Raw genomic sequence first — 12,007 nt, 5'->3', positions numbered from 1 at the left:
CGGTGCAATGGCTGAACTCGCCGCCGCTGACGGCCGCCGGCCTGCGCGGCAAGGTCGTGCTGGTCGACTTCTGGACCTACTCGTGCATCAACTGCCTGCGCACGCTGCCGTACACGACCGCGTGGGCACGCAAGTACGCGCCGTACGGGCTCGTCGTGATCGGTGTGCACGCACCGGAGTTCGCGTTCGAGCGCGACATCGGCAACGTGAAGAAAGCCGTGCACGACCTCGGCATCGACTACCCGGTCGCGATCGACAACGGTTATTCGATCTGGCGCGCGTTCAGCAACGAATACTGGCCCGCGCACTACTTCATCGACGCGCAAGGGCGCATCCGCCATCACCACTTCGGCGAAGGCGAATACGCGCAATCGGAGCGCGCGATCCAGTCGCTGCTCGCCGAGGCCGGCCATCCGGAAGCGCTGAACGTGCCGCTCGGGCTCGCCGGCGCACCCGCGAAGGGTGCGCTCGCAGCGGCCGACGCCGCGGACGTTCGTTCACCCGAAACCTATGTCGGCTACGCACGTGCGGAAAGCTTCACGTCGCCGGGCGGCGTCGTGCGCGATGCGGCGCACCGCTACGACGCGCCGGCGCATCCCGATCTCAACGACTGGGGCCTCGCCGGCACGTGGCAGGTCGGCGCCGAACGCGCGTCGCTCGACGCGCCGTCGGGACGGATCGTCTACCGCTTCCACGCTCGCGACCTGCACCTCGTGCTCGGCCCGGGTGCGAACGGCCAGCCCGTGCGCTTTCGCGTGACGATCGACGGGGCCGCGCCCGGCAACGCGCACGGCACCGACGTCGATGCGCAAGGCTACGGCACCGTCACCGGGCAGCGCCTGTACCAGCTGGTCCGTCAGCCCGGCGCGATCGCCGACCGCACGTTCGCGATCGAGTTTCTCGATCCCGGCGTGAATGCGTATGCGTTCACGTTCGGCTGATCCCGGCAGGACGCGGCGCACCGGCGCCGCCTTCGGGCCACCCGCTTTCCATACCGCCTCTCGAAGGAGCACACCGTGAACACCACCTCCCCCCGCGGTCCTGCACCGCAACGGCGCACGGCGATGCTGCGCCGCATCGGCGCGATCGCCGTCGCGGCCGCCGCCGTGTTCGGCTACCAGCGCATCGTCAATTCCGCCGAGCCGATGCGCACCGTGCCCGCCCCGACGCTCGACGAAACGCCCGGCACCTCGCACGACGAGACAGCCGTGCTCGCCGGCGGCTGCTTCTGGGGCGTGCAGGGCGTGTTCGAGCACGTGAAGGGCGTGAAGCAGGTCACGGCCGGCTATGCGGGCGGCGCGTCCGAAACCGCGCACTACGCGCTCGTCGGCTCGGGGCTGACCGGGCACGCGGAATCGGTTCGCATCGTCTACGACCCGACGCAGATCACGTACGGCCGGCTGCTGCAGGTGTTCTTCTCGGTCGCGCACGATCCGACCGAGCTCAACCGGCAGGGCCCCGACGAAGGGTCGCAATACCGGTCGGCGATCTTCCCGACCACCGCGCAGCAACGCGCGGTCGCGACCGCGTACATCGCGCAGCTCGGCACCGCGCACGTGTTTCCGGCGCCCGTCGTCACGCGGGTCGAGGACTACAAGGGGTTCTACCCGGCCGAGGCCTATCACCAGAACTACCTCGAACTGCATCCCGACGCGCCGTACATCGCGTACAACGACATGCCGAAGATCACCGGGCTGAAGCAGCACTTCCCGGCGCTGTACCGCACCGACGCCGTGCTGTGGCGCGACGCGCGCTCGTAACCGGCAAGCAGCAGCGTGACGGGGTGGTGCCCGCCGCGCGGCCAGCGCGCGACGCCTGCGGCCCGGTTTGCGCTGCATCAACGAAACCGCGGCCGCCTTGCCGGGGCAAACCCGCATCGCGTCCGCCGCGACAGGCAACTTCGCGTAGACTTCTCCAGATCCCCGCCGCATCACGCGGCGCCCGGAATCCCAGTCCAGCCCGGAGACGTCACGCATGCGCGCAGTGCCCATTCCTGACAGCGGCACCCTTGGAGAACCCTCTTCCGGCGCGGCCGTGCGCGACCTACGCCGCGTGCCGATTCATCCCGATCACTGGTATCCGCTCGCGTGGTCGCGCGAGCTGAAACGCGGCAAGACGCTCGGCGTGCACTTCGCCGGCGATCCGATCGTGCTCGTGCGCACCGAATCCGGCGCCGTGTACGCGCTCGAAGATCGTTGCGCGCACCGCCAGGTGCCGCTGCACGCCGGCGTCGTGAGCGGCGAGACGCTGCGCTGCTGCTATCACGGCTGGACCTACGCGTGCGACAGCGGCCGCTGCGTCGACGTGCCGTATCTCGGCCGTGAGCGCTTGCCCAACGGCGTGCGCGCGTATCCGTGCCGCGAAGCGCACGGGCTGATATTCGTGTTCCCGGGCGATGCGACGCTCGCCGACACCCGGCCGTTCCCCGCGCTCGAATCGGCGGACGACCGCGCGTACAAGACGCGCCGCTTCGGTCGCGAAGTCAAATGCCACTACTCGTTCATGCACGAGAACCTGATGGACATGAACCATCAGTTCCTGCATCGCAAGCAGATGGGGCAGATGCGCGCGCGCTCGGTGGGCCGGCGCCGCGGCGACGACTGGGTCGAGGTCGACTACACGTTCGCGCGGATGGAAGGCAAGCAGCCGGTGGGCGAAGCGCTCGTGTTCGGCGCGAGCAAGAAGCCCGCCGACCAGTCCGACAAGAGCGTGATGACGGTACGCACCGGCTATCCGTACCAGACGCTGCAGATCCGTTCGAGCGAAGGCACGCTCGTGATGGACCTGTGGATCGTCTACGTGCCGCTCGACGCCGAGCAGCGCACCAACCGCACGTTCGGACTACTGTCGATCCACAAGCCCGGCATCCCGTTCGCGCTCGATCTCGCGTGGCCGCTGCTCGTCTGGTTCACCGAGCGGATCTTCCGCGAGGATCGCTGGATCGTCGAGCGTGAGCAGGAAGCGCACGACGCCCAAGGCGCCGACTGGAACCACGAGGTGTTTCCGGTCATCAACGAACTGCGCGACCTGCTGCGCCAGTGCGGCGCGCGCACGGTGATCCCGATCCGCGACATGCGCGACGGCGCGTGACGTGAGTGGCGCGTGACGTGGCGCGTGACGTGGCGCGCCGCTACAACCGGAACGCGCCCGGCAGCAATGCGTGGGCCGTCGTCACCTCGACGGCCCCTTTCAGGTTGGCCAGGATCACTTCGATGTCGGGCGTGCCGATCTCGATGATCACCTGGCGGCACGCGCCGCATGGCGCGATCGGGCCGTCCGTGTCGCCGACGACTGCGAGCCGCGTGAAATCCCCCGGACGATAACCTGCGGCGATGGCCGAGAATATCGCCGTGCGTTCCGCACAGTTACAGAGTCCGTAGGACGCGTTCTCGACATTGCAGCCGTGAAAAATCGTCCCGTCGCGCGCCTGCAGCGCCGCGCCGACCTTGAAGCGCGAATACGGCGCATACGCGCGTTCGCGCGCCGCCTTCGCCGCTTCGATCAGTTCGTGTCGTTCCATCTCGTCGTGCCTCCGATTGTGTGCCGGGATGTTTCGGCGCGGCCAAACCCCGGCCGTCGCGATACTCCCGTGACGTGAAGTGATCGCCTGGGCCTGGCGATCGCTCAGCCGATCTGCTGATAAATGGTCGGCGGCGCGTCACCCGTCTCGCCCAGCACGTAGCTGCGCTGGATCGTGTCCACCGCATGCGCCGCGGCGGCGGCGTCACGGGCATGCACGTAACCGAGCGGCTGGCCGGTTTCGACACGCTGCCCGATCTCCGCGAGCGCCGTCAGGCCGACACTGTAGTCGATCGCATCCGCCGCACGCGTGCGGCCACCGCCGAGCGCGACGACCGCCAGCCCAAGCGCGCGGCAATCGACCCGCTGCACCACGCCGCTCGCGCGCGCCGAAACCGGTACGACCACCTCCGCCCGCGCGAGATGACGTGCAGGTGCGTCGATCAGGTCCGCAGGGCCGCCGAGCGCCGTCACCATCCTCGCGAAGCGTTCCGCCGCCGCACCCGTATCGAGCGCGTGCTGCAACTTCGCGCGCGCGTCCGCGACGTCGCGCGCCAGCCCGCCGGTGACGAGCAGCTCCGCCGACAGCGCCATCGTGACGTCATGCAGGCGAGCCGGACGCGATTTGCCCGTCAGGTAGTCGATCGCGCACGCCACTTCGAGTGCATTGCCCGCGCATGGCGCGAGCGACTGGTTCATGTCGGTGAGGATCGCGGTCGTCTTCATGCCGGCGCCGTTGCCGACGTCGACGATGCTGCGGGCCAGTTCCGCCGATTGCTCGGCGGTCGGCATGAACGCACCCGAGCCAACCTTGACGTCCATCACGAGCCCGTCGAGCCCGGCCGCGAGCTTCTTCGACAGGATCGACGCGGTGATCATCGCAACCGACTCGACGGTCGCCGTCACATCGCGAATCGCATAGATGCGCATGTCGGCCGGCGCCAGCCGTGCGGTCTGCCCGATGATCGCGACGCCGACGTCGCGCACCGTGCGGCGAAACGCGTCCGTATCGGGCGTCACGTTATAGCCGGGAATCGCGCTGAGCTTGTCGAGCGTACCGCCGGTATGGCCGAGCCCGCGCCCCGAGATCATCGGCACGTAGCCGCCGCACGCGGCTACCATCGGCCCGAGCATCAGCGACACCACATCGCCGACGCCGCCGGTCGAATGCTTGTCGATCACCGGCCCGTCGAGATCGAGCGCGTGCCAGTCGAGCACGTCGCCCGAGTCGCGCTGCGCGAGCGTCAGCGCGACGCGCTCGTCCGTGCTCAGGTCGTTGAAGTACACGGCCATCGCGAACGCGGCCACCTGGCCCTCGGTCACGCTGCCGTCGGTCACACCGCGCACGAACGCGGCGATCCCGTCGCGATCGAGTGCCTGCCGGTTGCGCTTCTGGCGAATGAATTCCTGCGGTAAAAACATCGTTGCCTCTCCTCGATCGGTCGATGGCCGCTGCGGGCTCAATGCAGGGAAAAGAACAGGCCGGCGATCGCGGCGCTCATCAGGTTCGACAGCGTCGCGGCCGTCAGCGCGCGCAGGCCGTGCCGCGCGACTTCCGAGCGGCGCTCGGGCGCGACCGCGCTGAAGCCGCCGGCGAGAATCGCGATCGACGAGAAGTTCGCGAAGCCGCACAGTGCGAACGACACGATCGCAAGCGTCTTCGGGTCGAGCACCTGCAGGCCGGCCGCCGCGACGTGCGCGCCGCCCTTCAGGTACGGCGACAGGTCGCCATACGCGACGAACTCGTTGAAGATCAGTTTCTCGCCGATGAAGTTGCCGGCCAGCGCCGCGTCGTGCCACGGCACGCCGATGATCCACGCGAGCGGCGCGAACAGGTGGCCGATGATACCGACCAGCGTGATCTGCGGAAAGCCCGCGAACGCGGCCACACCGCCGACGATCAGGTTCATCAGCGCGATGAGCCCCACGAACGCGATCAGCATCGCGCCGACGTTGATCGCGATCCGCAGCCCGACCGACGCGCCGGACGCCGCCGCCTCGATCACGTTGGCGGCCCGCTTGTCGTCGAAGTCGAGCCCGTCGACCACGACGCGGCTCGGCTCGACCGTCGGATACAGCAGCTTGCCGAACAGCAGCCCGCCCGGCACCGCCATGAACGATGCGGCGAGCAGGTATTCCATCCTCACGCCGAGGCCGGCGTAGCCGACCAGCACCGAGCCCGCGACCGACGCCATGCCGCTCGCCATCACCGTGAAAATCTCGGCACTCGTCATGTTCCGCACGAACGGCTTCACGAGCGCGGGCATTTCGCTCTGCCCGAGAAAGATCGTCGCCACAGCCGAGCACGCCTCGATGCGGCTCACGCCGAGCAATTTCGCGAGCGCCGCGCCGAGGATCGCGACGATCCACTTCATCACGCCGATGTAGTACAGCACCGCGATCAGCGCGGTCACGAAGATGATCATCGGCAGCACGCGCAGGCCGAACACGAACCCGCCGTCGCCGAACAGCTGGAACATCCGGCTGTCGACCAGCCCGCCGAACACGAATGCGATGCCGTGATTGCCCATGTCGAGCACGCGATTGACGCCGTTCGCGGCGCCCGCCAGCGCCGTGCGGCCCGCCGGCACGAACAGCACCAGCGCACCGATCGCCAGTTGCGTGCACAGCGCGGCGATCATGGTCCGGCCGCTCACCGCGCGCCGGTTGTTCGACAGCAGATAGGCAACCAGCAGCAGGAACAGCATACCCAGGAGACTGCGCAGAATATCCACCTCGTACTCCTTGCTCTCAATGTTATTGGACTGTTCGGCGCGCGGCCCGGCACGCCTGCGCAACGCCGTCGGTGGATATTACTCGCGGGCATGCACGCCGACAACGCAAACAAAATGGTCGCATTTGCGCGACATCGCGTGTCGCGTCGACTTGCTCAGTTCTTCTACGTACCGGGAAATCGGAAAGACGCGATCACGCTCGATTCGTCCCAAATATTGAGAGAATTGACGGGATGCGAAGAGGGGGTGGGAGAGGTGCGAGCACGAGCGGGAAATCACACTCACGCGCGGGGCGTGTCGTTCGAACCGGCACGCCCCGCGCGATACGCAACGTTCAACCGGTGCGCTCGACTGGATGCGGTTCGCGCAACCGGTTCGCGATCCGCGCGGCCTCGTAGTAACTGGCCGCCGGCGGACGCTTCAGATAGCGGCCCGCACCGCGCACGGCGCGCAAGTCACCGTCGGCCCACGCGAGTGCGCCGCGCGTAAGCGTGTGCGTCGCGATACCCTGCACCGTCATCCCCTCGAACACGTTGAAGTCGACCTGCTGGTGATGGGTCTTCACCGAGATCGTCTTCGTCGCGGCCGGGTCCCACACGACGAGGTCGGCATCGGCACCCACCTGCACGGCACCCTTGCGCGGATACAGATTGAAGATCTGCGCGGCGTTCGTCGACGTGATCCGCACGAACTCGTTCGGCGTGATGCGGCCGTGATTCACGCCGTGATGCCACAGCACCGACATGCGATCCTCGACACCGCCGCAGCCGTTCGGAATCTTCGTGAAATCCTCGCGGCCCATCGCCTTCTGCGATGCGCAGAACACGCAGTGGTCGGTTGCCGTCGTATGCAGTTGCCCCGCCTGCAGCCCGCGCCACAGTGCCTCGCGATGCTCGGCCGAGCGGAACGGCGGGCTCATCACGTGCGCGGCCGCACGCGTCCAGTCCGGATCGCGATAGACGGCCTCGTCGATCACCAGGTGGCCCGGCAGCACCTCGCCAAACACGCGCAGCCCTTCGCTGCGCGCACGCGCGATCGCATCGACCGCATCCTTCGCGGACACATGCACGATATACACGGGCACGCCGAGCACCTGCGCGATGCGGATCGCGCGGTTCGCGGCCTCGCCCTCGACCTCCGGCGGCCGCGACAGCGGATGCGCCTCCGGCCCCGTCATCCCGCGCGCGAGCAGCGCCTTCTGCAGCTGGAACACGAGCTCGCCGTTCTCCGCGTGCACGGTCGGCAGCGCACCGAGTTCGAGCGCACGCGAGAAGCTGTTCACGAGCACCTCGTCGTCGGCCATGATCGCGTTCTTGTACGCCATGAAGTGCTTGAAGCTCGACACGCCGTGCTCGCGCACGAGCGTGCCCATGTCGCGATGCACGCTCTCGTCCCACCACGTCACGGCCACGTGGAAACCGTAGTCGGCCGCCGCCTTCTCGGCCCAGCCGCGCCAGGCGTAGAACGCGTCCATCAGCGACTGCTTCGGGCTCGGGATCACGAAGTCGATGATGCTCGTCGTGCCGCCCGAAAGCCCGGCGGCCGTACCCGAGTAGAAATCGTCGCTCGCGGTCGTGCCCATGAACGGCAGTTCCATATGCGTATGCGGATCGATGCCGCCCGGCATCACGTACTGGTCGTGCGCATCGACGACGGTCGCGCCGGCCGGTGCGTCGATCTGCTCGGCGATCTGCAGGATCGTGCCGCCGTCCTCCGGCGCTGCGCAGAGCACGTCCGCGCGATAGGAGCGGTCCGCATCGACCACGGTGCCGCCACGAATCAGGATTGCCATTGGGTTGCCTCCTCGTTGACTGTCGGGTGCCGCATCAAGCGCATCACGCACATCACAGCATCGCGCGCGTCATGCGCTCGCGATCTGCGCGTGCTGTCCGGCGCGCCACTTCATCCAGGTGCCGTACACGCACGACGCCAGCACGAGGCCGACGAACCACGCGTACGTGTAAAGCGTGTTGAAGAATGCCGGCACGTTCGGAAACGACGCCGGAAACGCCGTGTGCAGGAAGCCGGGCAGGTTCGGCAGCACGCCGACCGCGAGCGCGGCCAGCGCGGCCGGATTCCAGCCGCGCGCGTAGCTGAAGCCGCCGCGCTCGTCGAACAGCGCGCGCGTGTCGAGCCGCGTGCCGCGAATCAGGAAGTAGTCGACCATCAGGATCCCCGCCACCGGCCCGAGCAGCGCCGAATAGCCGACGAGCCAGGTGAAGATATAGCCGTCCGTCGTCGCGAGGATCTTCCACGGCATCATCACGATCGCGATCGTCGCGGTGATCATTCCGCCGGTGCGGTACGAAATCGCCTTCGGCCACAGGCTCGAGAAGTCGTAGGCCGGGCCGACGAGGTTCGCGGCGAGGTTGCAGCACATCGTGTCGAGTGTGAGGATCACGAGCGCGATGCCCACGCCGATGCCCGTCATCCGGCTCGTCAGGTCGATCGGATCCCAGATCGCGTTGCCGTAGATCACGACGGTCGCCGACGTCACGACGACCGATACCACCGACAGCAGCGCCATCGGCAATGGCAGCCCGATCGACTGCCCGATCACCTGGTCGCGCTGCGAATGCGCGAAGCGCGTGAAGTCGGGGATGTTCAGCGCGAGCGTCGCCCAGAAGCCGACCATCGCGGTCAGGCCCGGCCAGAAGGTCGCCCAGAACAGCCCGGCCTTCTTGCCGCCCGCCGCGAACTGCGACGGCGCCGACAGCATCGTGCCGAAGCCGCCCGCCTTCGACGTCGCCCACCATACGAGCGCCACGCACATCACGACCTTGATCGGCGCGGACCAGCTCTCGAGCCAGCGGATCGAATCGGTGCCGTGCCAGATGAAGTAAAGCTGCAACGCCCAGAACACGAGGAAGCACGCGAGCTGCCCGAACCCGATGCCGATGACCGGCAGCGCCGCGCCGTGCAACGCGTTGCCGGTCAGGATGTTCAGCAGCGTATAGATCGCGCTGCCGCCGAGCCAGGTCTGGATCCCGTACCAGCCGCACGCGACGATCGCGCGCAGCAGCGCCGGCAGCTTTGCGCCCTGCGTGCCGAACGACGCGCGCACGAACACCGCGTACGGAATCCCGTGCTTCGCGCCCGCATGGCCGATCAACAGCATCGGCACGAGCACGATCAGGTTGCCGAGCAACACGGTCGTCACCGCCTGCCACGGCGACATGCCTTCCTGGATCAGCCCGGCCGCGAGCATGTACGACGCGATGTTCATCACCATCCCGACCCACAGCGCCGCGAAGTGATACCACTTCCACGTGCGCTGCGCCGGCGTCGTCGGCGCGAGATCGTCGTTGTACAGGCTGCCGCCCTGCGCCGCGGCGCTATCGGGATCGGCGGGATTCGCTGCGTGATTCATGGAACGCACTCCACTGAAACGTCAGCGCCGGCATCATGCGATGCCGGCCCGGGTGGAACGAAAGGCGACGATGCAGGATGGCCCGCATCGCCGGATGCCGTCAAGCAGCCTTCTTCGCGTGCTTCTCGGGTGCCGCCGCACCTGCACCCGCTCCCGCCTCCGCACTCGCCGGATTGTTCGGATGCGTGGTCCAGTTCGCGTAGTCGCCCGAATCGACCCGCTCCATCGTGATGCATTGCTCGACCGGACACACATGCATGCAAAGATTGCACCCGACGCATTCCGAGTCCACCACTTCGAAGTGGCGCACGCCATCCTTCGTCGCCGTGATCGCCTGGTGCGACGTGTCCTCGCACGCAATATGGCACAGCCCGCACTGGATGCAACGGTCCTGGTCGATGCGCGCCTTGATGTCGTACTTCAGGTTCAGGTATTTCCAGTCGGTCACGTTCGGCACCGCGCGGCCGCGGATGTCGTCGAGCGTCGCGTAGCCCTTCTCGTCCATCCAGTTCGACAGCCCGTCGGCCAGGTCCGACACGATCCGGAAGCCATAATGCATCGCGGCGGTGCACACCTGCACGCTGCCGGCGCCGAGCACCATGAACTCCGCCGCGTCGCGCCATGACGAGATGCCGCCGATGCCCGAGATCGGCAGGTTCGGTGTTTCCGGATCGCGTGCGATCTCCGCGACCATGTTCAACGCGATCGGCTTGACCGCCGGGCCGCAATAGCCGCCGTGCGTACCCTTGCCGTCGACCATCGGCATCGGCGCCATGTGGTCGAGATCGACCGCGACGATCGAGTTGATCGTGTTGATCAGCGACACGCCGTCCGCGCCGCCCTTGTACGCGGCGCGCGACCCCATCCGGATGTCGCTGATGTTCGGCGTGAGCTTCACGAGACACGGCAGCTTCGTGCCCTCCTTCACCCAGCGCGTGACCATCTCCACATATTCGGGTACCTGTCCGACCGCCGCGCCCATCCCGCGCTCGCTCATCCCGTGCGGGCAGCCGAAGTTCAGCTCGACCGCGTCGGCGCCCGTATCCTCGACGAGCGGCAGGATCCATTTCCAGTCACGCTCGTTGCACGGCACCATCAGCGACACGATCAGCGCGCGATCCGGCCAGTCGCGCTTCACCTGCGCGATCTCTCTCAGGTTCACGTCGAGCGGACGGTCGGTGATCAGCTCGATGTTGTTCAGCCCCGCGATGCGCTGGCCGTTCCACTGCACGGCGCCGTAGCGCGAACTGACGTTGACGACGTGCGGGTCGAGCCCGAGCGTCTTCCAGACGACGCCGCCCCAGCCCGCCTCGAACGCGCGGTTCACGTTGTAGGCCTTGTCGGTCGGCGGCGCGGACGCCAGCCAGAAGGGATTCGGCGAAGTGATGCCCGCGATGGTGCAGCGAAGGTCGGCCATGTTCGGCTCCGTGAGAGTGGGGTCGTGTTCGTTGTGCTCGTGGTGTGTGACGCGCGTCGTGCGGTCACGCGGCCTTCGCGTCGCGTTGCGCGAGCGTCGCGTCGATCGACGCGGCCGCGCGCTTGCCGTCCTGCACGGCCTGCACCGTGAGGTCGACGCCGCCCGTCGCCGCACAGTCGCCGCCGGCCCATACGTCGGGCCATGCGGTGCGTCCGTCCGCATCCACCGCGATGCGCGTGCCGTCCGCCGTCAGCAGCGCGGCGTCGATGGCGTCCGGCACCAGCGTCTGGCCGATCGCCTTCAGCACCATGTCCGCATCGACGGTGAAGCGCTCGCCCGATGCCGCCTCGAACTCGACACCCGTCACCTGCCCGTTCTCACCCGCGATGCGCACCGGCTTCGCATGCGTGACGAGTGTGACGCCGCTCTTCTGCGCAAATTCGCGCTCGGCCCACGTCGCACTCATCGCGTCCACGCCACGGCGGTACACCATCGTCACGCGCTCGGCGCCGAGCTTGCGGCTCTGCACCGTCGCATCGATGGCCGTATTGCCGCCGCCGATCACGACCACGCGCCGCCCGACCGCCACGTTCTCCAGCGCATCGGCTTGCCGCACCTGCACGATGAAATCGACCGCGTTCATCACGCCGCCCAGTTGCTCGCCATCGATCGAAAGCGCACGCACGCCGCCGAGCCCCATCGCGAGAAACACCGCGTCGTGCTGCTCGCGCAGCGCGTCGAGCGTGATGTCGCGGCCAAGCGCGACGCCGGTTTTCAGCGTGATGCCGCCCACCGACAGCAGCCACTCGACCTCACGCTGCGCGAAATCGTCGACGGTCTTGTACGCGGCGATCCCGTATTCGTTGAGGCCGCCGCCCTTCGGGCGCGCATCGAACAGCGTGACCCGGTGCCCGGCGAGCGCGAGCCGGTGCGCGCACGCGAGCCCGGCCGGCCCCGCGCCGACCA

The 12,007-nt window shown here is 67.9% G+C and carries 10 protein-coding genes; 3 read left to right on the top strand and 7 right to left on the bottom strand.

Going from position 1 to position 12,007, the window contains the following annotated elements; all coding sequences use genetic code 11:
- The 3 genes from G3O00_RS33760 to G3O00_RS33750 all read left to right on the top strand — a co-directional run.
- Positions 1-941 (top strand): thioredoxin family protein (locus G3O00_RS33760; RefSeq protein WP_206145585.1); only part of this gene is annotated, 941 nt, incomplete at its 5' end.
- A 123-nt stretch (positions 942-1,064) separates the two neighbouring features.
- Positions 1,065-1,760: a peptide-methionine (S)-S-oxide reductase MsrA gene (gene msrA, locus G3O00_RS33755; RefSeq protein ID WP_089434076.1), complete on the top strand. Its 696-nt coding sequence runs from the start codon at positions 1,065-1,067 to the stop codon at positions 1,758-1,760.
- A 214-nt stretch (positions 1,761-1,974) separates the two neighbouring features.
- Positions 1,975-3,090 carry an aromatic ring-hydroxylating dioxygenase subunit alpha gene (locus G3O00_RS33750; protein WP_011349356.1) on the top strand — a complete coding sequence of 372 codons (1,116 nt, stop codon included), beginning with the start codon at positions 1,975-1,977 and terminating at the stop codon, positions 3,088-3,090.
- A gap of 40 nt (positions 3,091-3,130) precedes the next feature.
- Here the strand turns inward: G3O00_RS33750 and G3O00_RS33745 are convergent, their stop codons facing one another.
- The 7 genes from G3O00_RS33745 to G3O00_RS33715 all read right to left on the bottom strand — a co-directional run.
- Complete coding sequence (locus G3O00_RS33745) at positions 3,131-3,520, bottom strand: cytidine deaminase (protein ID WP_011349355.1); 390 nt, start codon at positions 3,518-3,520, stop codon at positions 3,131-3,133.
- A gap of 104 nt (positions 3,521-3,624) precedes the next feature.
- On the bottom strand, positions 3,625-4,941 hold the full coding sequence (gene deoA / locus G3O00_RS33740) for a thymidine phosphorylase (protein WP_206145584.1): 1,317 nt from the start codon (positions 4,939-4,941) through the stop codon (positions 3,625-3,627).
- A gap of 38 nt (positions 4,942-4,979) precedes the next feature.
- Positions 4,980-6,254, bottom strand: a complete 1,275-nt coding sequence (locus G3O00_RS33735) for a NupC/NupG family nucleoside CNT transporter (protein WP_206145583.1) — start codon at positions 6,252-6,254, stop codon at positions 4,980-4,982.
- Between the two features lie 334 nt (positions 6,255-6,588).
- Complete coding sequence (hydA, locus tag G3O00_RS33730; protein ID WP_206145582.1) at positions 6,589-8,046, bottom strand: dihydropyrimidinase; 1,458 nt, start codon at positions 8,044-8,046, stop codon at positions 6,589-6,591.
- Positions 8,047-8,115: 69 nt separating this feature from the next.
- Entirely contained in the window at positions 8,116-9,624 is a 1,509-nt protein-coding gene (locus G3O00_RS33725; protein WP_206145581.1) for an NCS1 family nucleobase:cation symporter-1, read from the bottom strand.
- Positions 9,625-9,724: 100 nt separating this feature from the next.
- Positions 9,725-11,041: an NAD-dependent dihydropyrimidine dehydrogenase subunit PreA gene (preA, locus tag G3O00_RS33720; RefSeq protein WP_206145580.1), complete on the bottom strand. Its 1,317-nt coding sequence runs from the start codon at positions 11,039-11,041 to the stop codon at positions 9,725-9,727.
- A gap of 64 nt (positions 11,042-11,105) precedes the next feature.
- On the bottom strand, positions 11,106-12,007 hold a 902-nt coding region (locus tag G3O00_RS33715; protein WP_206145579.1), incomplete at its 5' end, for an FAD-dependent oxidoreductase.

It is taken from the genome of Burkholderia sp. Ac-20384 (assembly GCF_017104605.1).
GTDB lineage: Bacteria > Pseudomonadota > Gammaproteobacteria > Burkholderiales > Burkholderiaceae > Burkholderia > Burkholderia lata.
Note: the sequence above shows the minus strand (reverse complement) of the source record. Positions and strands in the feature narration are given on the sequence as shown.